At 64.7% G+C, this 21,498-nt stretch carries 17 protein-coding genes and 1 pseudogene; 11 read left to right on the top strand and 7 right to left on the bottom strand.

Annotated features, from left to right (window positions below; translation table 11 throughout):
- Positions 1 to 43 precede the first annotated feature (43 nt).
- Positions 44 to 1,336, top strand: coding sequence for a citrate synthase (locus tag JHX87_RS09780; RefSeq protein ID WP_271885290.1), 1,293 nt, complete (start codon positions 44 to 46; stop codon positions 1,334 to 1,336).
- A 101-nt stretch (positions 1,337 to 1,437) separates the two neighbouring features.
- On the top strand, positions 1,438 to 2,109 hold the full coding sequence (locus JHX87_RS09775) for an SDR family NAD(P)-dependent oxidoreductase (RefSeq protein WP_271885292.1): 672 nt from the start codon (positions 1,438 to 1,440) through the stop codon (positions 2,107 to 2,109).
- A 71-nt stretch (positions 2,110 to 2,180) separates the two neighbouring features.
- On the opposite strand, the gene JHX87_RS09770 is transcribed toward JHX87_RS09775, so the two are convergent.
- The 5 genes from JHX87_RS09770 to JHX87_RS09750 form a co-directional block, all read right to left on the bottom strand.
- On the bottom strand, positions 2,181 to 3,980 hold the full coding sequence (locus JHX87_RS09770; protein WP_271885303.1) for an aminopeptidase P family protein: 1,800 nt from the start codon (positions 3,978 to 3,980) through the stop codon (positions 2,181 to 2,183).
- Complete coding sequence (locus JHX87_RS09765; protein ID WP_271885305.1) at positions 3,977 to 4,669, bottom strand: metal-dependent hydrolase; 693 nt, start codon at positions 4,667 to 4,669, stop codon at positions 3,977 to 3,979. The genes JHX87_RS09770 and JHX87_RS09765 overlap by 4 nt, the downstream gene beginning before the upstream one ends.
- Positions 4,670 to 4,737: 68 nt before the next feature.
- Entirely contained in the window at positions 4,738 to 6,474 is a 1,737-nt protein-coding gene (recJ, locus tag JHX87_RS09760; RefSeq protein ID WP_271885307.1) for a single-stranded-DNA-specific exonuclease RecJ, read from the bottom strand.
- Positions 6,475 to 6,557: 83 nt separating this feature from the next.
- Entirely contained in the window at positions 6,558 to 7,523 is a 966-nt protein-coding gene (gene glpX, locus JHX87_RS09755) for a class II fructose-bisphosphatase (protein ID WP_271885309.1), read from the bottom strand.
- An 81-nt stretch (positions 7,524 to 7,604) separates the two neighbouring features.
- Entirely contained in the window at positions 7,605 to 7,856 is a 252-nt protein-coding gene (locus JHX87_RS09750) for a BolA family protein (RefSeq protein WP_271885311.1), read from the bottom strand.
- 80 nt (positions 7,857 to 7,936) lie between these two features.
- On the opposite strand from JHX87_RS09750, the gene JHX87_RS09745 reads away from it, so the two are divergent.
- Positions 7,937 to 8,563 (top strand): J domain-containing protein, encoded by a 627-nt coding sequence (locus JHX87_RS09745; RefSeq protein WP_271885313.1) that lies wholly within the window; start codon positions 7,937 to 7,939, stop codon positions 8,561 to 8,563.
- A gap of 72 nt (positions 8,564 to 8,635) precedes the next feature.
- On the opposite strand, the gene lnt is transcribed toward JHX87_RS09745, so the two are convergent.
- Complete coding sequence (lnt, locus tag JHX87_RS09740; protein WP_271885315.1) at positions 8,636 to 10,162, bottom strand: apolipoprotein N-acyltransferase; 1,527 nt, start codon at positions 10,160 to 10,162, stop codon at positions 8,636 to 8,638.
- 591 nt (positions 10,163 to 10,753) lie between these two features.
- Positions 10,754 to 12,226: pseudogene (locus JHX87_RS09735) on the bottom strand (DEAD/DEAH box helicase); the annotation flags it as partial.
- 280 nt (positions 12,227 to 12,506) lie between these two features.
- Between JHX87_RS09735 and JHX87_RS09730 the strand changes: the two are divergent.
- From JHX87_RS09730 to JHX87_RS09695, 8 genes are all read left to right on the top strand, one after another.
- Positions 12,507 to 14,483: a cation:proton antiporter gene (locus tag JHX87_RS09730; RefSeq protein WP_271885318.1), complete on the top strand. Its 1,977-nt coding sequence runs from the start codon at positions 12,507 to 12,509 to the stop codon at positions 14,481 to 14,483.
- A gap of 102 nt (positions 14,484 to 14,585) precedes the next feature.
- Complete coding sequence (argS, locus tag JHX87_RS09725; RefSeq protein ID WP_271885319.1) at positions 14,586 to 16,328, top strand: arginine--tRNA ligase; 1,743 nt, start codon at positions 14,586 to 14,588, stop codon at positions 16,326 to 16,328.
- Positions 16,329 to 16,400: 72 nt separating this feature from the next.
- Positions 16,401 to 17,546 (top strand): SPOR domain-containing protein, encoded by a 1,146-nt coding sequence (locus JHX87_RS09720; protein WP_271885320.1) that lies wholly within the window; start codon positions 16,401 to 16,403, stop codon positions 17,544 to 17,546.
- Positions 17,547 to 17,548: 2 nt separating this feature from the next.
- Positions 17,549 to 18,544, top strand: a complete 996-nt coding sequence (gene nagZ / locus JHX87_RS09715) for a beta-N-acetylhexosaminidase (RefSeq protein WP_271885321.1) — start codon at positions 17,549 to 17,551, stop codon at positions 18,542 to 18,544.
- A gap of 135 nt (positions 18,545 to 18,679) precedes the next feature.
- Positions 18,680 to 19,441 carry a segregation and condensation protein A gene (locus JHX87_RS09710; RefSeq protein WP_271885363.1) on the top strand — a complete coding sequence of 254 codons (762 nt, stop codon included), beginning with the start codon at positions 18,680 to 18,682 and terminating at the stop codon, positions 19,439 to 19,441.
- Positions 19,428 to 20,132 (top strand): SMC-Scp complex subunit ScpB, encoded by a 705-nt coding sequence (scpB, locus tag JHX87_RS09705; protein ID WP_377775995.1) that lies wholly within the window; start codon positions 19,428 to 19,430, stop codon positions 20,130 to 20,132. Before JHX87_RS09710 ends, scpB begins: the two co-directional genes overlap by 14 nt.
- A 3-nt stretch (positions 20,133 to 20,135) precedes the next feature.
- Positions 20,136 to 20,339 carry a hypothetical protein gene (locus tag JHX87_RS09700; RefSeq protein WP_271885322.1) on the top strand — a complete coding sequence of 68 codons (204 nt, stop codon included), beginning with the start codon at positions 20,136 to 20,138 and terminating at the stop codon, positions 20,337 to 20,339.
- 40 nt (positions 20,340 to 20,379) lie between these two features.
- On the top strand, positions 20,380 to 21,489 hold the full coding sequence (locus JHX87_RS09695; RefSeq protein WP_271885323.1) for a THUMP domain-containing class I SAM-dependent RNA methyltransferase: 1,110 nt from the start codon (positions 20,380 to 20,382) through the stop codon (positions 21,487 to 21,489).
- Positions 21,490 to 21,498: the final 9 nt, after the last annotated feature.

Raw genomic sequence — 21,498 nt, 5'->3', positions numbered from 1 at the left:
CAAAGTGTTAGGGCGATCCGGCCCAGCCCGGAAAGGACGTTGTATGGCCGACGCTAAATCCGCCAAGCTAGTTTTGAATGAAGCCGAATACGAGCTGCCGATTCTCAGCCCGACCGCAGGCCCGGATGTTCTGGACATCCGCAAGCTCTATGGTCAGGCGGACGTCTTTACCTATGATCCCGGTTTCACCTCGACCGCCAGCTGCGACTCGACGATCACCTATATCGATGGTGACAAGGGCGAACTGTGGTATCGCGGCTATCCGATCGAGCAGCTTGCCGAAAAATCGAACTATCTGGAAGTCTGCTATCTGCTGCTGTACGGCGAACTGCCCAGCGAAGAGCAGATGAACGATTTCCGCACCCGCGTGACGCGTCACACCATGGTGCATGAACAGATGCACAATTTCTTCCGTGGTTTCCGCCGCGATGCGCATCCGATGGCGACGATGGTGGGCGTTGTAGGCGCCATGTCGGCCTTCTACCCGGATTCGACCGATATCGCGGATCCGTGGCAGCGCGAGGTGGCCTCGATCCGCCTGATCGCAAAACTGCCGACGATTGCGGCCATGGCCTATAAATATTCGATCGGTCAGCCCTTCGTCTATCCGCAGAACGATCTGGATTACGCCTCGAACTTCCTGCACATGTGCTTCTCGGTCCCGGCCGAGAAATATTCGGTCGATCCGGCGCTGGCCAAGGCGATGGACCGGATCTTTACCCTGCATGCCGATCACGAACAGAATGCCTCGACCTCGACCGTGCGTCTGGCGGGGTCGTCGGGGGCCAATCCCTTCGCCTGTATCGCTGCCGGGATCGCCTGTCTCTGGGGTCCTGCGCATGGCGGTGCGAACCAGGCGGCGCTGGAAATGCTGCAAGAGATCGGCTCGGTCGATCAGATCCCGGAATATATCAAGCGCGCCAAGGACAAGGAAGATCCGTTCCGCCTGATGGGCTTTGGCCATCGCGTCTACAAGAATTTCGATCCGCGCGCTCGGGTGATGAAGGAATCGGCCGACGAGGTTCTGGATCTGCTGGGGATCGAGAACAACCCGACGCTGCAGGTCGCCAAGGAACTGGAAAAGATCGCGCTGGAGGACGAATATTTCGTCGAGCGCAGGCTGTATCCGAATGTCGATTTCTATTCCGGCATCATCCTGTCGGCGATGGGCTTCCCGACCTCGATGTTCACGCCGATCTTTGCGCTGTCGCGCACGGTTGGCTGGATCTCGCAATGGAAGGAAATGATCGCCGATCCGCAGAACAAGATCGGTCGCCCGCGTCAGCTGTATATCGGCAGCGACAAGCGCGATTACGTCGATATTGCCAAGCGCTGAGGCTGGCGGAGAGAAGACGCAAGGGGCCCTGCCGGGGCCCTTTGTCATATGGTGTGGGGATCGCGCTTGCACCCGGTCGGGGCCGATGGCATGGGAACGGCATGAGCGAAGATAATCAGACAGGCGCAGCAGGGCTGGCGCTGGTGACGGGGGCCTCTCGTGGTCTTGGTGCGGCGCTGGCCGAAGGGCTTGCCGCGAAGGGCTTTCACGTGCTGGCCGTGGCGCGCACCGTGGGCGGGCTGGAAGAGCTGGACGACCGTATCCGTGCAGCTGGCGGATCGGCGACGCTGGCACCGATGGATGTGACCAATCCCGAGGCGATGCAGCAGATGGCCGAGGCCATTGCCAGCCGCTGGGGCGGGCTGGATCTGTGGGCGCATACGGCCATTAACGCCGCGCCCCTGTCGCCCGCGCCGCATATCTCGGGCAAGGATTGGAGCAAATCGGTGCTGACCAATCTTGAGGTCACGCGCGGTCTGATCGCCTTGCTGGAGCCCTTGCTGAATCTGCGTGGTGGCACGGCGATGTTCTTTGACGACCCGCATGCGGGCGAGAAATTCTTTGGCGCCTATGGCACCACCAAATCCGCGCAGATCGCGCTGGCGCGGAGTTGGCAGGCCGAGACGGCACGGCTGGATGGAATGAAGGTGGTGATCGATGCGCCCGCGCCCATGCCGACGGCGCTGCGCGCGCGGTTTTACCCGGGCGAGGACCGTGCTGCGCTGACGCCCTGCAAGGCCGAGGCGGAGCGTATTCTGCAATCCTGTCTTTAGATTGCGTCCCGCGATGGCGGGGGGCTGCCTGCCCCCCGCACCCCCCGGGGATATTTTCGCAAAGAAGAAAATCAGTCGAGCGGGGCTGTGGCCCGGTGCAGCCAGTCCTGGCTTTCTGCGTCGATCAGGGGCAGCAATTCCTCGCGCAGGCGGGCGTGGTAGCTGTTGAGCCAGTCGATTTCGTCGCGTGACATGGCGTTTTTGTCGATGGCGCGGGTGTCGATGGGGCAGAGAGTCAGCGTTTCGAAGCCCAGCATCTTGCGGCCGGTTTCGGCGGGGGCCTTGGTCACAACGATCAGGTTTTCCAGGCGGATGCCGAAGGCGCCTTCGCGGTAATAGCCGGGCTCGTTCGACAGGATCATGCCGGGTTCCAGCGTGACGTCGCTGACTCTGCTGATGCGAATCGGGCCTTCATGCACGCAGAGGGCCGCGCCGACGCCGTGGCCGGTGCCGTGGTCGTAATCGAGGCCGAGGCTCCACAGATATTGGCGGGCCAGCGCGTCGATATGGGCGCCGGCCACCCCGGTGGGGAAACGCGCGCGGCTGATGGCGATCAGCCCGCGCAGCACGGCCGTGAAGGGGGCGACTGAACCTTCGGGCGGAGTACCCAGGGGCAGCGTGCGGGTGATGTCGGTGGTGCCATCGGGATATTGGCCGCCGGAATCGATCAGCAGCATGTCATCGCGGGACAGGCGGCGGTTTGACCGGGTTGAGACGCGGTAATGGACGATGGCGCCATTTGGGCCCGACCCCATGATCGTATCGAAGCTGATATCCGTGATGCCCTGCGCGATCCTGTAATCTTCCAGCTTTCTGACCACATCGATTTCGGTCAGGCTTTCCGGATCCTGCGCGTCAAGCCATGCCAGCAGATTGACCATGGCGACGCCGTCGCGGCGATGGGCATCGCGCATGCCGCGGAGCTCTGCCTCATTCTTGATCGCCTTGGGCAGCACGACCGGGTCGGGGCCGCGGGCAATTTCGGTGCCTGTCGCCTCAAGGATGCGGAAGGCTGCCTCGGGCGCCGAGCCGGGGTCCAGCCGGACGGGGCCTTGCAGATCGGTCAGCGCGGCGGCCAGCGCGTGTGGGGGCAGGATGGTGACCTGGTCCCCCAGATGGTCGCGCAGGGAAGCGTCGAATTTGGCGGGATCGGCAAAGAGCGTGACATGGCCATCATCCAGCAGGATGGCAAATGCCTGTACCACCGGGTTTCTGGCAATATCGGTGCCGCGGATATTCAGCAGCCACGAGATCGAATCGGGCAGCGACAGGAAGGCGGCGGCCTCATCGGCCTTGCGCAACTCCTCGGCCAGCCGCGCGCGTTTCTGGATCGCGCTTTCGCCCGCGAATTCGGCATCATGGATCCGGGCCGCGCCGACGGGCGGGGCCGGGCGGTCGGACCAGATCAGATCGACGGGATTATGGTCCACCGCGATCAGGCTGATACCGCTGTCCTTCAGGGCCTGGTCAAGCGCCTCGATCTCCCTGCGGGTGTGCAGCCAGGGGTCAAAGCCGATACGCCCGCCATCGGGCAGGGCCTGCTGCAGCCAGTCGGCGGGTTTGGTTTCGGGCCAGGGTTCGGGGGTGAAATGGTCAAGATCGATCTGGGATTTCACCTGCACCCGGTAGCGCCCGTCGATAAAGACCCCGGCCTTGTCCATCGTGACGATGGCAAAGCCCGCGCTGCCGGTGAAGCCGGTCAGCCAGGCCAGACGCGCATCGGCCTCGGCCACATATTCGCCCTGATGGGCGTCGGCGCGGGGCACGAAAAACCCGTCCAGATCATCCTTGCGCAGCTGATCGCGCAAGGCCGACAGCCGAGCGGCGTGATCGCCACCGGCGCCTTCCTCATCGAAATCCTGAAAGCTCATAGATCGATGACCTTCATAACCTGCGGCTCGATCACATTGACGCCGGGCAGGCCGGATGCCAGCGCCTCGGCCGATTGTTCCAGCAGCGGGAAGGTCTTGTAATGGCAGGGAATCACCGTCTTGAAGTTGAAATATCTGCGGGCGGCATAGGCGGCGCGTTTCATATCCATGGTGAAGTGCCCGCCCGCGCAGAGGATGCCGATATCGGGCTTATGGTAGTCGCCCATCCACTCCATATCGGCCATGATATCCGTATCGCCCGAGACATAGGTGACATGCCCGTCGCCCGCGATCATATAGCCCGATTCATGGCCGGCATAGATCGGCCCGTCCGCACCATCCATCGAGCTTGAATGGCTGGCATTCACCATCGTGACCCGCGCCCCGTTCAGATCCACCGTGCCGCCCTTGTTGAAGCCGATGCCCTCGACCTCTTCCCGCGTGGTCCAGCTGTTGATCATGTCATAGATGCCAGCAACAGGAATCTGCAGTTCCCTGGCGATGGCCAGTGCGTCGCCGGTATGGTCGCCATGGCCATGGGTCAGCAGGATATGGGTCGCGCCCGCAATCGCGTCGGACCGCTTGTCTTCGGGAAAGACGGGATTACCGGACAGCCAGGGATCGATCAGGATCACCGCATCTTCGATTTCCATGCGAAAGCCGGCATGTCCAAGCCAGGTCAGTTTCATCGCTGCCTCCTATTTCGGTTGCGGCCACGTTAGCGCCGCGGCGGCATCGTGGCCAGAGGATCCGGCGCTCAGGCCGGTGCCGCATCGTCAAGGCGCAGGCGCAATCTTTCGCGCCCGCCCCATGTGGACAGATCCAGCTTGCCCGCCAGATGAAAGCGGCGGCCCTTCGCGCCGATCAGCGCGGGTCCAAGCGGGCCGGACATCGCACCCCAGGCCACGGCCACCAGCGCGGGCGATCCGGGGCTGCGGAAGGACAGGCGCAGGTGGTTGTCGCCCATGGTGCTGGCGCTGTCGATCAACTGATCTGCGAAGACGAAGCGGGGGGCGGGGGCGGCCTGACCAAAGGGGCCCGCATCCTCCAACTGCCGGTACAGCGCGGGCGTGGCGCCGCTGCCCTCCAAAAGGCCAGAGATCCGCAGATCATGGGCGCCGGTGCGATTGTCCAGATCGCGGGCCAGCAACTCGCCCAGCCGCGCCATCGCGGGCGCGATCATCTCTTCGGCGACGGTCAGGCCCGCCGCCATCTCGTGGCCGCCGCCCTTGATCAGCAGCCCTTCGCGCGCCAGCCGCTGGATCGCGCGGCCCAGATCGACCCCGGGAACCGAGCGGGCAGACCCCTTGCCGATGCCGCCATCCACCCCGATCACGACCGAGGGGCGATCCGTTGCCTCCTTCACCCGCGCTGCGACGATCCCGACCACGCCCGGATGCCAGCCCTGACCCGCAGCCCAGGACAGGCGGGCATCGCCGCGCGCCTCGACCTGCGCCAGCGCTTCGCTGCGCACGGCGGCCTCGATGGCGCGACGCTCGGTGTTCAACTCATCCAATTGCCGGGCCAACCGCTCGGCCTCATGTGGGTCGCGGGCCGACAGGCACAGCGCGCCCAGATCGGCGCGCCCGACACGGCCCCCCGCATTGATGCGCGGCCCCAGCAGAAACCCCAGATGAAAGGCGCTTGGCGGCCCATCCAGCCGGGCAACATCGGACAGCGCGACCAGACCGGGCCGCTGCCTGCGCGCCATCACGGCCAGACCCTGCCGCACAAAGGCGCGGTTCACCCCGACCAGCGGCGCGACATCCGCCACCGTCGCCAGCGCCACCAGATCCATCAGCGCCATCAGATCAGGTTCGGGCTTCTGCCTGTCGCGTAGCACGCGCCCCGCCTGAACCAGGGTCAGGAACACGACGCCCGCTGCACAGAGATAGCCCAGATCGCCGTCCTCATCGGCCCGGTTCGGATTGACCACGGCCAGGGCAGGGGGCAGCGTCTCGCCGCCCAGATGGTGGTCCAGCACGATCACATCGGCAGCCTGCGCAGCGGCCAGCGCCTCATGGCTCAGGGTGCCGCAATCGACACAGATGATCAGATCGTGATCCGCCGCCAGCGAGGTCATGGCAGGCACATTCGGCCCATAGCCCTCATCGATCCGGTCGGGAATATACAGCGTCGCATCGCGCCCCTGACCGCGCAGCCAGTCCAGCAGTAGTGCCGCCGAGGATCCGCCATCCACATCGTAATCGGCAAAGATCGCGATGCGCTGACCCTCCAGCGCCGCCTGAACCAGCCGCTCGGCCGCGATCTCCATATCCCGCAGACGCAAGGGATCGGGCAAAAGATCGCGCAGCTTGGGCAGCAGAAAACCCGCCGCATCGGCCGCATCCACGCCGCGCTCGGCCAGAACCCGCGCCACCGCCAGCGGCAATCCCGCCTGCTGCGCCAGGCCTTCGGCCATACGCTCAACGGCAGGATCGCAGCCAATCCAGCGACGACCGGTCAGCGACTGCTCGATTCCCAGAAACGCCACCCTGCCCCTAACTTCTTCTTTGTCAAAATATCCTGGGGGAGGCCCGTCAGGGCCGGGGGCAAAGCCCCCATCCCGCACCTACCTCACTTGACCGGGTTGCGATAGATCATCCGGCGCAGAGATCCAGTCTTGGACCGCATCAGGATCGTCTCGGTCTGCAGGTAATGCGGCTCGCGCTTTACCCCGGCAACGATGGATCCATTGGTGACCCCGGTCGCCGCAAAGATGACATCCGCCGTGACCAGTTCATCGCGCGAATAGATGCGGTTCAGGTCGGTGATCCCCGCCTTTGCGGCGCGACCGCGCTCATCGTCATTGCGAAACAGCAGCCGACCCCAGATCTGCCCGCCCATGCATTTCAGCGCCGAGGCCGCCAGCACGCCCTCCGGCGCGCCGCCCGAGCCCATATACATGTCGATCCCGGTCAGCTCTGCCTCTGCCGTATGGATCACGCCGGCCACATCGCCATCGGTAATCAGACGAATCGCGGCGCCGGTTTCACGAACCTCGGCGATCATCTCTTCATGCCGGGGGCGCTCAAGGATGCAGACCGTGATATCGCTGTCCTTGCAGCCGCGTGCCTTGGCAAGCGCGCGCACGCGCTCGGCCGGCGACATGTCCAGGCTGACGACATCCTTGGCATAGCCCGGCCCGATGGCCAGCTTGTCCATATAGACGTCGGGTGCATGCAGCAGGGTGCCGCGCGGTGCCATGGCGATGACGGTCAGGGCATTGGGCATGTCCTTGGCGGTCAGCGTCGTTCCCTCCAGCGGGTCCAGCGCGATATCCACCTCGGGACCGTTGCCGGTGCCGACCTCTTCGCCGATATACAGCATCGGCGCTTCGTCCCGCTCACCCTCGCCGATCACCACGACGCCCTTGATGTCCAGCATGTTCAACTGATCGCGCATCGCATTCACGGCGGCCTGATCGGCGGCCTTTTCATCACCGCGTCCGATCAGCAGGGCCGAGGCATGGGCGGCAGCTTCGCTGACCCGGGCCAGGCCCAGCGACAGCATGCGATCGTTGAAATCCTTGGGCGTGCTCATGGGATATCCTTGCTTGAATGCCTGTTTGACTGGCTTCTACGCGGGGCACCCTGCTGCCACAAGCCTGTGGGCGCTAACGGCTCAGCTTTCGGACAGTTCCAGCGCAAGCGCATGGATCCGCGGGACGATATCGCCCAGCGTCTGATGCACCAGCCTGTGCCGCTGGATCCTGCCCATGCCCGCGAAAGCCGGGCTGGCCAGCCGGATCCGGAAATGGCTTTCGCCGCCCTCGCGATAGCCAGCATGGCCGCGATGGCCTTCGCTTTCGTCGATGATCTCGACCTGCGTTGGCTGCAAGGCTGCCAGTCTTTCCTTCATTTCATCCGCGATCATCGCCACTTCCCTTCGTCAAGACCTTTCATGTTGCGTGAAATAGCTTAAAGTACCGCCTCCGAAACGCAAAGGTACCCGGAATGAGCAGTAGTGACCCGTTCGGATTCGATATCTCCGCCGCGAAGGACAAAAAGCGGCGGAACAAGGGTCGTCGCGGTATGTCCGGTGCATTCGAGACCTCGACTCGCATTTGCGAAAAAGAGGGCTGCGATGCGCCCGGGCAATATCGAGCGCCCAAGAATCCCCGTCATCTGGATGATTATTTCTGGTTCTGCAAAGACCATGTTCGCGAATATAACGCGAACTGGAATTACTTTCAGGGCCAGAGCGAAGAAGAATTTCAGCAATTTATTGACAACGCGACCGTCTGGGAGCGTCCGACCAAGCCATTTGGCCGGGCGGCCGAAGAGCAGAAATGGGCGCGGCACGGCGTCAGCGATCCGCTTGAAATATTGGGTGCCAACGGCACCTCGCCCGAGGCGCGGGCCAAGATCAGCCGCAAATTGCCGCCGACCGAGCGCAAGGCGATCGAGATATTGGAAGCCAAGGATACCTGGAGCCGGGCCGAGATTCGCAAGCAGTACAAATCGCTGGTGAAGGATCTGCATCCGGATATGAATGGCGGCGACCGCTCTGACGAGGATCGGCTGGCCGAGGTGGTCTGGGCCTGGGATCAGGTCAAGGACAGCCGGAACTTTCGCGACTGATCAGCGGGCAGGGGGGCGACTGCCCCCGCCGCCTTCGGCGGCTCCCCCGTGGATATTTGGACACAAAAGATCTCAGGCGCGGCGGCGGATCATGGTTGTGCCGAAGATGAGCGCCAGCAGGATGAGGGTGGGGGCATTGCCCCATCTGATCCAGAAGGTTTCCGGAAGTGCGGCGGGCAGGGCTGCGTCGATCTTGCCGATCTCTCCCATGCCCAGAGAGGCGCGGATGTCCCCGTAAGGGTCGATCACGGCGCTGATACCGGTATTGGCCGCCCTGAGCAGGGGGAGGCCGGATTCGATGGCGCGGAGTTGGGCCTGTTCGAGATGCTGGTAGGGGCCGGAGAATGTGCCAAACCAGGCGTCATTGGTGGCCTGGAGCAGCCATGAGGGGCGATTTTCGGTAGCGCGCAAGTGCTGGGAGAAGATCGCCTCGTAGCAGATCAGCGGTTGAAAATCGGGGATGATTTCGTCGCCGGGGAGTGTTTCGGGGCCGGGGCCGGGGGAATAGCCATTGCCCTGCTGTGCCGCGAAGGCGGAGATGCCGATTTTTGCCATCGCGTCGCCCCAGGGGATATATTCGCCGAAGGGGACGAGGTGAAATTTGTCGTAGATGGGCCCCAGCGATGCGTCGCGATTCAGCCAGGCGATGCTGTTGAAATAGCGGCTGCCGTCGCGGCGCTGGATGCCCATGACCAGCGGGGCATCGGCGGCCTGTGACATGATCGGCAGCAGGTCGCCCGCGTCTTCCAGCAGGAAATTCACGGCGGTTTCCGGCCAGATCACCAGATCGCGCCGTCTGGGTTCCGCCGAGAGATCCAGCAGGCGGCGGAAGAAGATGCCCGACCATTCCGGGTCCCATTTCAGGTGCTGTTCTGCATCCGGCTGGACGATACGGATGATGCTGTCGCGGTCGGGCGGCAACGGCTGGGCCAGTCGGGCGAGGCCAAGGGCCCAGAGGCCGCCGGTCAGGGCAATGGCGGCGACGGTTCCGGGCAGGAAGCCGTAGAGGGTCTTGCCCAAGGGTCGCCAGAAGAGGGTCGGTAGCAGCGCAATCGCGGCGGTCAGCAGTGACAGGCCGATCGCGCCGATCCATGCGGCACTTTGCGCAATCGGGGTGCCGATCCAGACCTGACCGATCTGGGCCCAGGGCAGGCCGGTGAAGATCCAGCCGCGCAACCAGTCCGACAGGACCAGTGCTGCGGCGATGTTCACCGCACGACCGCGCCAGGTCGGGCTGAGTCGGGCGGCAAGCCAGATGGGGATCGCCCAGAACAAAGCGCCGCCAAGTGCCATCAGCAGCAGCGCGAAAGGGGCCATCCAGCCGTAGATCTCTGGTTCGACCAAGAACGGCTCGACGATCCAGCTCATCGACAGGGCGAACCATCCGGTCCCTGCGGCAAGGGCGTGCCAGAAGACGGCGTGGGGTTGCCTGCGCGACAGGCGCCAGGTCAGGGCGCCAAGGGCCAGGACAGTGGCGCCCCAGACGTTGAACGGAGCAAGACCCAGGGCCGCGATCAGGCCCAATGCAAGATCGGGCAGCACCTGCCGCAGGCCGGGCCTGCGGCGCGGGTGATGCGGCAGGGCGGTCAGATCGCGCATGGGCGGCAATCAGGCGTCAGCGTCGGCATTGCCCTTTTCATCGGTCTCGCCGGTGGGTTCGGCCTTCTTGCGGCGGGTCCGTTTGGGCTTTTCCGGAGCCTCGGCGATGTCTTCCGCCTGCGGTTCCGCCTTTTTGCGGCGGGTGCGCTTGGGCTTTTCCTCGGCAACAGCATCCTCGGGCGCGGCGGCCTTGGCGGCTTTTTCGGCCTCGATCTCGGCTTTGGTCCTGCGGGTGCGGGGCTTGCGCGGCTTGGGAGCCTCGGCCGTGGCCTCGTCTTCCTTGGGCTCTGCCTTCTTGCGGCGGGCGCGCTTGGGCGTTGCCGGGGGTTCGGGATATTCGCCGATGGCTGCCGGCGCCTCGGGCGTGTCTGCGGGCTGGGCTTCGGGCTGCGGCGCTGCGGCGGTCTGTTCTTCCGCTGCCGGGGCCGCTTCGGTGGTCGAGGCGGTCTCTTCCACGGTCGCGGGCTCGGCCTTGTCCTGACGCGCGCTACGACGGCGCGAGCGGCTGCGCTTGCTGGCCGGTTTTTCTTCCGTCTCGGCGGGCTTGCGGGCCTGATCGTCCTGCTGATCCACCTCGGTCGCGCCCTCGGGCATCGAGGGGCGCAGTTCGACCAGCATGAATTCGGGAACGTGATCGCCCATGCCGACGATCACCGGGCCACGATCATCATTGCGGCCGCGCTGACGGCGGTCGCGGCGGTTGTCATCGCGCCGATCCTTGCGATCCTCGGACCGTTTCCTGGGTTCCGGGCGGTCGTCGCGAGTGTTGTCGCCCTGATTGTCCACGCTGTTATCCTTGCCTTGTTCATCGTCTCGGCGGCCCCGGCGCCGTTTGTCGCGGCCTTCGCGGCCATCACGACCCTTGCGGTCTTCGCGACCACCACGCTGCGGGCGGTCCGATTCCGACAGCGAGAAACCTTCGGGAAGCGGGGCGCGGGGCAGGGTCTGCTTGACCAGATTTTCAATTGCCGACAGCAGCTTTTCATCCGCGGGGGTGGCGATGCTGATGGCGGTGCCCAAACGTCCGGCGCGGCCGGTGCGGCCGATGCGGTGGACGTAATCCTCGGCATGGCCGGGCAGGTCGAAATTGAACACATGGCTGACCGCCGGGATGTCCAGGCCGCGCGCCGCCACATCCGAGGCGACCAGAAAGCGCAGCTTGCCATCGCGGAAGGATTCCAGCGTGCGGGTGCGGTGCGACTGGTCCAGATCGCCATGGATCGGGGCGGCGTCATAGCCATGTTTCTTCAGCGATTTCGCGACGATATCCACGTCGGTCTTGCGATTGCAGAAGATGATGGCATTTGTCAGCGCCTCGCCCTCGGCATCGATCAGCGCGCGCATCAGGTCGCGCTTCTGCTTGGCGGTCTGATCGCGGCGGGTGGGCGTCAGTTCCACCAGGCGCTGCGTGATCGTTTCGCTGGTGGTGGCCTGACGCGCGACCTCGATCCGTTCCGGCGTGTGCAGGAAGGTGTTGGTGATCCGCTCGATCTCGGGCGCCATGGTAGCGCTGAAGAACAGCGTCTGGCGGGTAAAGGGCGTCAGCTGGAAGATGCGTTCGATATCGGGGATGAAGCCCATGTCCAGCATCCGGTCGGCCTCATCCACGACCATGATCTGCACGCCGGTCAGCAGCAGCTTGCCGCGTTCGAAATGGTCCAGCAGGCGGCCCGGCGTGGCAATCAGCACATCGACGCCACGGTCGATCAGCTTGTCCTGTTCGGCGAAGGAGACGCCGCCGATCAGCAGCGCCTTGGTCAGCTTGGTGTATTTGGCGTAAACGTCGAAATTCTCGGCCACCTGGGCGGCCAGTTCGCGCGTCGGGCACAGCACCAGCGAGCGCGGCATCCGCGCCCGGGCGCGGCCACGGCCCAGAAGGGTGATCGTGGGCAGGGTGAAACTGGCGGTCTTGCCCGTGCCGGTCTGTGCGATGCCCAGCACGTCACGCCCTTCAAGGGCGGGCGGGATCGCCCCGGCCTGAATCGGGGTCGGGCTGTCATAGCCTGCCTCGGCGATGGCCTTCAGCACCTTGGGGTCGAGCTTGAGATCGGAAAATTTGGTCATGCGGGGCTTTCTTGCGTTGGTGTCACGCCCCTTTCGGGGCGCCTTGCGTCCATGCCGTCGCCCCTGTGCGGGCGAAATCTTGCGGCAATCTGGGACGCAGTCTCTCACGCCCCTTCGGTCGCCCGCCGGATGCGGGCTGGGCTGACCTAGACCAAACTGTGCTGATCGTCAACAATTTCACGTATTTTACGCGAAAAAAGCGTGTCTTGTCAGGAACTCATTCCCCTTTCGTTTTGTTCTGCGCTAACAACAACTGGAACATAGTGAATAGCGGGACATCATGGCGACAGAAGCGGCAGGCGGTCTTAGCCCGGTCGAGGCATTTGCAATCGTAGGCGTGGCCGGCGTCGCGGCGCAGTGGCTGGCATGGCGGTTTCGGCTTCCGGCCATCGTGCTGATGCTGGCGGCGGGCCTGATCCTGGGGCCGATCACCGGGATCTTCATTCCCTCACGCGATATCGGCAGCCTGGTCGCGCCGATGATTTCCCTGGCCGTCGCCGTGATTCTGTTCGAGGGCGGCCTGACGCTGAGCTTCAAGGAACTTGCCGATGCCAGGCCCGCAGTGCGACGGCTGGTCTATATCGGGGCGCCGCTGGGCTGGCTGCTGTCTACGCTGGTGCTGCGCTATGGCGCGGGGCTCAGCTGGGAATCCTCGACCGTGTTCGGGGGGATCATGATCGTGACCGGCCCGACCGTGATCGCACCGCTGCTGCGACAGGCCAAGCTGCGGTCGCGGCCGGCCCAGATCCTGCAATGGGAAGGTATCGTCAACGACCCGATCGGCGCGCTGGTCGCGGTTCTGGCGCTTGGGATGGTCGTCGTCGTGCACAGCGACGTGCCCCTGACCCGTGCGCTGCTGGATTTCGGTCTGGGCATTGGCTTCGCCACGGCTGTTGGGATCTCGGCCGGGTGGATCATCGTGCAGGCCTTCCGCGAAGGTTGGGTGCCCGAATACATGAAGGTGCCGCTGCTGTTCGTCACCGTTCTGGCGGTCTTTGCGGTGTCGGATTCCGTCACCCATGAAAGCGGGCTTCTGGCCGTGACCTTCATGGGGCTTGTCATCGCCAATGCCGATCTGCCCAGCTATTACGAGCTGCATCGTTTCAAGGAGCACGCCACCATCCTGCTGGTGTCGGGCGTGTTCATCCTGCTGGCGGCAGGCGTCAATTTCGAGGCGCTGGCCCAACTGACCTGGTGGCGCACGCTGCTGTTTTTGCTGCTGGTGATCTGCGTGGCCCGACCGCTGACCGTGCTGATCTCGCTCAGCGGGTCAAACCTGCCCTGGAATGAAAAGCTGCTGATCGCCCTTACCGGGCCGCGCGGTGTCGTGCTGGTGGCGGTGTCGGGGGTCTTTGCCGAAAGGCTGGTCTCGATCGGGATCGAGGACGGCACCATGATCGCGCAGCTGGCCTTCGTGCTGGTATTGGCGACCGTCGTCCTGCACGGTTTCACGCTGAAGCCGTTGGCAAACCGGCTTGGCCTGACCTCGGGCGACAAACCGGGCCTGCTGATCGTGGGCGGGTCGCTGTTCGCCACCGGGCTGGCGAAGGCGCTGGAAAAGGCGGATGTGCAGGTGCTGATCACCGATCCGAACCGCGACCATCTGCGGACCGCCCGCGCGGCAGGCGTGCCGGTCTATTACGGCGATATTCTGGGCGAAGCGGCGGAAAACAGTGTCGAATTCATCGCCTATTCCGCGATCTTGGCCGCCTCGGACAATGATGCCTATAACACGCTTGTCGCCACCGATCTTGGCCCGGAATTCGGGCGCGAGGCGATCTGGCAGGTGTCGCGCGACAAGGAAGACCGCGCCCGCCACGCCCTGCCCACGCAATTGGGTGGCCGCAGCATCAATGGCAATCGCACCCTTGCGCAATATCTGGAGATGCTGGCCGATGGCTGGGAATTCCGCACGACCCGCCTGACCGAGGAATATACGCTGGAAAAATGGCGCGAGGTCCGCGAGGGTGCCGTGCCGCTGGCTGCGGTCCTGAACAACGAGCTGTGGTTCATCGAGGATGCGGCCAAGATCGAGGGCAAGCCCGACATGCGCATCGTCTCGCTTGTGCCGCAGGAGATCGCCGAAAAGATCCGGCGCGAGAATGAGCAGCAGACCGAGATGAAGGACAAGGCCCGCCAGATCGCCAAGGAAGAGGCCGAGGCCGTCAAGCGCAATCAGGCCGCCGAAAACGGCGAGGAGAACAGCGACCGCCCGGGCCGCGACGATCCTGACCTGATTGGCGAAAAGCAGGGCTGATCCGCGCCACGTCCTGACAGAATATCGGGCTTGCGGGCCGGTCGCTGTTGACCTTTGGGGGTGGGCAGCGTTAACCGGCTGCAAGCTTTCAGGAATGGCAAGATGAACATCTTTACCGATATTCGCGGTCTCGTCGTCAAGGCGCTGGATCAGATGGTGGCGGCGGGCGAACTGCCGCAGGGGCTGGATTACGGCAATGTCGCCGTCGAGCCGCCGCGCGATCCGGCCCATGGCGATATGGCCACGAATGCGGCAATGGTGCTGGCCAAGCCCGCGCAGATGAAGCCCCGCGACATCGCCGACAGGCTGGCCGCGCGGCTGACCGACGACCGTATCCTGGCCGCCGAGGTGGCCGGTCCGGGCTTTCTGAACCTGCGCCTGTCGCCCGCCGTGTGGTACGAGATCATCGGCACGGCGCTGCAACAGGGCCGCGATTTCGGCCGTTCCGACATGGGGAACAAGGCGCGGGTGAATGTCGAATTCGTCAGCGCCAATCCCACGGGTCCGATGCATGTCGGCCATGTCCGGGGCGCCGTCTTTGGCGATGCGCTGGCCAGCCTGCTGGATTTCGCGGGCTATGACGTGACCCGCGAATATTACATCAACGATGGCGGTGCGCAGGTCGATGTGCTGGCCCGCTCGGCCTATGAACGCTATCGCGAGGCCAACGGGCTAGAGCCGCAGATCGCCGAGGGGCTGTATCCCGGCGATTACCTGATCCCCGTGGGTCAGGCCCTGAAAGAGAAATATGGCGACAGCCTGATCGACAAGCCCGAAGAGGACTGGCTGGTCGAGATCCGCAATTTCGCCACCGAGGCCATGATGCAGATGATCCGCGAGGATCTGTCGCTGCTGGGTGTGCGCATGGATGTCTATTCCAGCGAAAAGGCGCTTTATTCCAGCGGAAAGATCGAAGCCGCGGTCGAGCGCCTGCAAAGCGCGGGCCTGATCTATCGCGGCGTGCTGGAGCCGCCCAAGGGCAAGCTGCCCGAGGACTGGGAAGAGCGTGAGCAGATGTTGTTCAAATCGACCGCCTTCGGCGATGATGTCGACCGGCCGATCCAGAAATCGGACGGGGCCTGGACCTATTTCGCGCCCGATATCGCCTATCATCTGGACAAGATTCATCGCGAATTCGACCAGCTGATCAATATCTTTGGCGCCGATCACGGCGGCTATGTGAAGCGGATGAAGGCGGCGGTAAAGGCGCTGTCGAATGACGCCGTGCCGCTGGACATCAAGCTGATCCAGCTGGTCAAGCTGTTCAAGAATGGCGAGCCCTTCAAGATGTCGAAACGCGCGGGCACCTTCGTCACGCTGCGCGATGTCGTGGAAGAGGCCGGCGCGGATGTGACCCGCTTCATCATGCTGACGCGCAAGAATGACGCGCCGCTGGATTTCGATTTCGCCAAGGTGCTGGAGCAGTCCAAGGATAACCCGGTCTGGTACGTACAATATGCCAATGCGCGGGTGAACTCGGTCCTGCGCCGCGCGACCGAGGCGGGAATCGATGTCAGCGATTCTGCGCTTTTGGCCGCAGACCTGACCAAACTGGACCATCCGGCCGAGCTGGAACTGGCCCGAAAAGTTGCCGAATGGCCACGTTTGGTCGAACATGCCGCCCGCGCGCATGAGCCGCATCGGATCGCATTTTTCCTGTATGAGATCGCCTCGGACCTGCATTCGCTGTGGAATCGCGGCAATGACGATGTCTCCTTGCGCTTTGTTCAGGATGGCGATTTCGCCACGTCCCAGGCAAAAATTGCGCTGGTTCGTGCCGTCGGCGTTGTCATTTCGTCCGGTCTGGGTATCCTTGGCGTCACTCCGATGGAAGAAATGCGCTGAATAACGGTGCCGCCGTCGGACGTCTGAGAGCAGTGAACCGTTAAACCGGGCAAACCGGCAGGCAGGCAGACAATGGCAGTGATGGATTTCCGCGAAGGCGGATACGTGTTTTCGCGGCACAAGGTGCGGCGCGAATTTTCTTATGACCAGAATGAGTGGGACGAGGGTTCCTCGCATTACGACGACGGGCGTTCCGCCGGTGAACCGCAGGCGGCCAGCCTGACGGCGCGGCTGTCCCGGCTGACGCATTATCTGGGGGCGCTTGCATCGGTCGCGATGATGATCGGCCTGCTGGTCTGGGGCTGGCAGCTTGTCTCTCGTGACGTGTCGGGCGTGCCGGTCATCAAGGCCATCGCGGGCGATTCCCGGACCACGCCGGAAAATCCCGGCGGCGAACTGACCAGCTATACCGGCTATTCGGTGAATGGCGTCGCAGAAGGTGCCGCCCCGCGCAGCGTCGATCAGGTCGCCATCGCCCCCGCAGCCACCGGGCTGTCGGATGAAGACGTGGCGATGGGCAATCTGGGCGCCACGGCCCGCGAACCCGAAAACACATCCGAAATTCCGCTGAGCTTCGATGGCGAGCCGATCGTGCCGATGTCGGACAGCGAAGCCCGCGCCCTGGCGCAGGAACAGGCCGCCGCCGAGGCGCAGCGTCTGGCGCTGGCCAATCAGGCCATCGAAGCCGCCACGATCAGCGAAGAGCCCGCGCTGGAAGGCCCGGTCAATCAGGTCGTGACCGATGAAACCGGCGCGCCCGCCCAGACCGACGCGATCAGCGCCGCGCTGGCCGAGGCGCAGGCATCCGTCAATTCCGCCGTGCTGACGGCCTCGTCCCGCCCGGCGCCGCGTCCGCGCGGGATGCGCGTCGCCTCGGCCGTGACGACCGCGACGGATGCGCGCCCGCAGGCGCCTGCCAGCCGCCCCGCTGAACCCGCAGCACCGGCCCCGGAAGCTGCCCCGGTTGCCTCTTCCGCCAGCGGTCCGGTGGTTCAGCTGGGTGCTTTTGACAGCAATTCGATTGCGGCCAGCGAATGGAATCGTCTGGCGGGCAAATTCGGATCCTTCAGCGGCAAGCAGCAGGTGATTCAGGAACATGTCTCGAACGGGCGCACCTTCTGGCGCCTGCGCGTGGCAGGTTTCGGATCGCTTGGCGAGGCGCGCGATTTCTGCAGCGCGCTGAAATCCGGCGGAACCGACTGCCTTGCGCTGAAATAGGCATGACGCAGAACGCGACCATCCTTGGCGGCATCGCCGGGACTGAGCTGACACAGGCCGAGCGGGATTTCTTTCGCTCGGCCGATCCCTGGGGATTCATCCTGTTTGGCCGCAATGTGGAGAATCCCGAACAGCTGCGCCGCCTGACCGGCGATCTGCGCGAGGCCGTGGGCCGCGATGCGGTGATCACCGTGGATCAGGAAGGCGGGCGCGTGCAGCGCCTGCGCGCGCCGCATTGGCGCGAATGGCCTGCGCCGCTGGATCAGGCCGGGGCAGGGGCACGGGCCATGTGGCTGCGCTATTACCTGATCGGCTGCGAATTGCGCGATGCGGGCATCGATTCGGATTGTGCGCCGACGCTGGACGTGGCGCAGGCCGACACCCATCCTTTCCTGCGCAACCGCTGTTTTGGCGACAGGCCCGCGCAGGTGGCTGAACTGGGGCGCGCGGCGGCGGATGGCCTGCTGGCGGCCGGGGTGCTGCCGGTGATGAAGCACATGCCCGGGCATGGCCGCGCCATTGCCGACAGCCATCACGACCTGCCCACCGTCGCTGCCAGCGCGGCAGAACTGGAGGCGCTGGATTTCACCCCCTTCCGCGCCCTGAACGATCTGCCCATGGGCATGACCGCCCATATCCGCTTTACCGCGCTGGATGACGCCCCCGCCACGGCCTCGGCCCGGATGATCGGCATCATCCGCGATCAGATCGGTTTCGACGGGCTGCTGATGACGGATGACATCACCATGAACGCCCTGTCGGGGACCGAGGCAGAGCGGGCCACGGCCTCGATCGCGGCGGGCTGCGATCTTGTGCTGCATTGCAACGGCACGGTTGCCAGCATGGAGCCGGTGGTCGCCGCTGCGGGTGCGTTGTCGCCGGATGCGCAACGTCGCGCCGATGCGGCCCTTGCGCAGCGCCACATGCCACAGGATCTGGATCGCGCGGCGCTTTGGGCCGAATGGCAGGAATTGGTTCCCGCCGCAGCCACCGCTTGACTCGTGGCCGGGTTGCGCAGACTCTGACGCTCTTGATGCATCTGCGGAGGCCGCGTGGCCAAGACGCCAGCCAATGTCCCCTATCTTCGGGCGGTTCCTGACGAACCGGCCCGCGATGATTTCGATGCCGAGGCGGTGTCGCAGCGCCGCGCGGAAGAGGCGCTGATCGTCGATGTCGATGGTTACGAGGGCCCGCTGGACCTGTTGCTGAGCATGGCGCGGACGCAGAAGGTGGATCTGATGAAGATCTCGGTCCTGGGGCTGGCCGAACAATATCTGCAATTCGTCGAACAGGCCCGCGCGCTGCGGATCGAACTGGCCGCCGATTATCTGGTCATGGCCGCCTGGCTGGCCTTCCTGAAATCCCGCCTGCTCTTGCCCCCCGACCCCGAGGCAGAGGGGCCAAGCGCCGAGGATATGGCCGCCCATCTGGCCTTTCAGCTGGAACGGTTGCAGGCGATGCGACACGCGGCGGCGCGTCTGATGGGGCGCGACCGTCTGGGCATCAGCCGCTTTCAGCGCGGCGCGCCCGAAAGCGTCGCGCGCAAGCGGCGCACCCAGTGGCAGGCCGGGTTGATCGACCTGATGCGGGCCTATGCGCGGCTGAAAACAAAGGATGAATTCCGCCCCTATGCCTTTGACCGGCAGGATGTCTATACGATGGAGCAGGCGTTGGACCGGCTGCGCAATCTGATCGGTTTCGCCGGGGAATGGACCGATCTTGCCGATTTCCTGCCCGATGGCTGGGACGGGCAGGGCAGCCGCCGCCGATCCGCCACCGCCGCAACCTTTGCCGCCTCGTTAGAGCTTGCGCGGCAAGGGCGGCTGGAGATACGGCAGAGCGAGACCTTTGCGCCGATCAGCTTCCGCATGAAACCCTCGAATGACCGCAACTGACGTGACCGATCTGACCCCCGATGACAGCGCCGAACAGGGCGATCCGCCCACCGCGCCCGAATTTCCGCCGCCGCCGATCGAAGAGCAGGAGCGGATGGTCGAGGCGTTGCTGTTCGCCTCGGCCCAGCCGCTGGCGGTGCGCGAACTGGCCGCCCGCATGCCTGCGGGCAGCGATCCCGCCGAGGCGCTGACCGGCCTGCGCCGCCGCTATGAAAGCCGGGGTGTCCGGCTGGAACGGATCGGTGATGGCTATGCCTTTCGCACGGCACCCGACATGTCCTTCCTGATGCAGACCGAAACGGTCGAGCAGCGCCGCCTGTCGCGCGCCGCCATCGAGACGCTGGCGATCATCGCCTATCACCAGCCCGTCACCCGAGCCGAGATCGAAGAGGTCCGCGGCGTCGCCGTCAGCCGGGGCACCTTGGATCAGCTGATCGAGATGGAATGGGTGCGGGTGGGGCGCCGCCGCATGACCCCGGGCCGCCCCGCCACCTTTGTCGTGACCGAGACCTTTCTGGATCATTTCGGGCTGGAAAGCGCCCGCGACCTGCCGGGCCTGTCGGAACTGCGCGCGGCGGGCCTGTTGGAGTCGCGCCCGCCCGCCGACGGCATCTCGGTCCCCCTGGCGCCGCAGCCCGATGAGGATGAGGATTTCTCGGGCCCGGCGGATGATCTGTTCGAGGATGAATAGGCGATGAACCTCAATCAGGCGGTCAATATGATCGGGCGGATGCTGACCCGGCATCTGATGAACTGGGGCACCAACAAGGCCATCGACAAGATGGCCAAAGGCAAGGGCAAGACGCCGCAGCAATCGGCACGCGATGCCAGGGCGATGCGCCAGAACAGCCGCCGCATGCGGCAGGCCATCGACATGATCCGGCGGATGGGGCGCTGACCCCTCGCTTTCCCCGCGCGCAGGCGATAGGGCTGCGATCATGAGCGATGATTTCGAGATATTTCTGGTGGCGACGCCCGGGCTGGAAGCCCCTTTGGCGGCCGAGGTGCGGGCGCTTGGCTGGACGCCCGAGACCCAGCCGGGTGGCGTGACCATCCGGGGGGGCTGGCAGGATGTCTGGCGCGCCAATCTGCTTCTGCGTGGCGCCACGCGGGTGCTGGCGCGGGTCGGCAGCTTTCGGGCCATGCATCTGGCGCAGCTGGACAAGCGCGGGCGGAAATTCCCTTGGGCCGATGTGTTGCGCCCCGATCTGCCCGTCAAGGTCGAGGCGGTGACGCGCAAGTCGCGGATCTATCACGCCGGGGCCGCAACGCAGCGCATCGAACGCGCGATTGCCGAAGAACTGGGCGCACCGATTGCGGCGGATGCCGCCATCGTGGTGAAGCTGCGGATCGAGGATGATCTGGTCACCATCAGTCTGGATACGACCGGCGAATCCCTGCACAAGCGCGGCCATAAAGAGGCCGTCGCCAAGGCGCCGATGCGCGAAACCATGGCGGCGATGTTCCTGCGCGAGATGGGGTTTGACGGCAGCCAGCCAGTGCTGGACCCGATGTGCGGCTCGGGCACGTTCGTGATCGAAGCGGCCGAGATCGCCCTGGGCCTTGCGCCGGGTCGCAGCCGCAGCTTTGCCTTTGAAAACCTTGCCAGCTTTGACGCCGAGGGCTGGCAGGCGCTGAAGGCATCCGTGCCCGTCCGCAGGGCCAATCCGCAGTTCTTCGGCAGCGACCGCGACGCAGGCGCCATCCGCATGAGCCAGCAGAATGCCGCGCGTGCCGGGGTTGCCGAACTGACGCGCTTTGACCAATGCCAGATCAGCGATCTACAGCCGCCCGACAGCCCGCCCGGCCTGATCGTCGTGAACCCGCCCTATGGCGCCCGGATCGGCAATAAGGGTCCGTTATACGGTCTGCATGCGGCCATGGGCGAGGTGTTTCGCAGTCGCTTTGCAGGCTGGCGCGTGGGCATTGTCACCAGCGAGGCGGGACTGGCCAAGGCCACGGGCCTGCCCTTCCAGCCGCCCGGACCGATCATCGCGCATGGCGGGCTGAAGGTCAGGCTTTGGCAGACCGGACCGCTTGCCGGTTGACCCCGCAGG

Source organism: Paracoccus fistulariae (assembly GCF_028553785.1).
Classification (GTDB): domain Bacteria; phylum Pseudomonadota; class Alphaproteobacteria; order Rhodobacterales; family Rhodobacteraceae; genus Paracoccus; species Paracoccus fistulariae.
The sequence above is the reverse complement of the archived record's forward strand: the minus strand, read 5'-3'. Positions and strand labels throughout refer to the sequence as shown.

Bases quoted from the DNA above. Each gene is read 5' to 3' on its own strand.
- JHX87_RS09780 (WP_271885290.1), top strand. From the start codon at position 44: ATGGCCGACGCTAAATCCGCCAAGCTAGTTTTGAATGAAGCCGAATAC.
- JHX87_RS09775 (WP_271885292.1), top strand. From the start codon at position 1,438: ATGAGCGAAGATAATCAGACAGGCGCAGCAGGGCTGGCGCTGGTGACG.
- JHX87_RS09770 (WP_271885303.1), bottom strand. From the start codon at position 3,980: ATGAGCTTTCAGGATTTCGATGAGGAAGGCGCCGGTGGCGATCACGCC.
- JHX87_RS09765 (WP_271885305.1), bottom strand. From the start codon at position 4,669: ATGAAACTGACCTGGCTTGGACATGCCGGCTTTCGCATGGAAATCGAA.
- glpX (WP_271885309.1), bottom strand. From the start codon at position 7,523: ATGAGCACGCCCAAGGATTTCAACGATCGCATGCTGTCGCTGGGCCTG.
- JHX87_RS09750 (WP_271885311.1), bottom strand. From the start codon at position 7,856: ATGATCGCGGATGAAATGAAGGAAAGACTGGCAGCCTTGCAGCCAACG.
- JHX87_RS09745 (WP_271885313.1), top strand. From the start codon at position 7,937: ATGAGCAGTAGTGACCCGTTCGGATTCGATATCTCCGCCGCGAAGGAC.
- lnt (WP_271885315.1), bottom strand. From the start codon at position 10,162: ATGCGCGATCTGACCGCCCTGCCGCATCACCCGCGCCGCAGGCCCGGC.
- JHX87_RS09730 (WP_271885318.1), top strand. From the start codon at position 12,507: ATGGCGACAGAAGCGGCAGGCGGTCTTAGCCCGGTCGAGGCATTTGCA.
- argS (WP_271885319.1), top strand. From the start codon at position 14,586: ATGAACATCTTTACCGATATTCGCGGTCTCGTCGTCAAGGCGCTGGAT.
- JHX87_RS09720 (WP_271885320.1), top strand. From the start codon at position 16,401: ATGGCAGTGATGGATTTCCGCGAAGGCGGATACGTGTTTTCGCGGCAC.
- nagZ (WP_271885321.1), top strand. From the start codon at position 17,549: ATGACGCAGAACGCGACCATCCTTGGCGGCATCGCCGGGACTGAGCTG.
- scpB (WP_377775995.1), top strand. From the start codon at position 19,428: ATGACCGCAACTGACGTGACCGATCTGACCCCCGATGACAGCGCCGAA.
- JHX87_RS09700 (WP_271885322.1), top strand. From the start codon at position 20,136: ATGAACCTCAATCAGGCGGTCAATATGATCGGGCGGATGCTGACCCGG.
- JHX87_RS09695 (WP_271885323.1), top strand. From the start codon at position 20,380: ATGAGCGATGATTTCGAGATATTTCTGGTGGCGACGCCCGGGCTGGAA.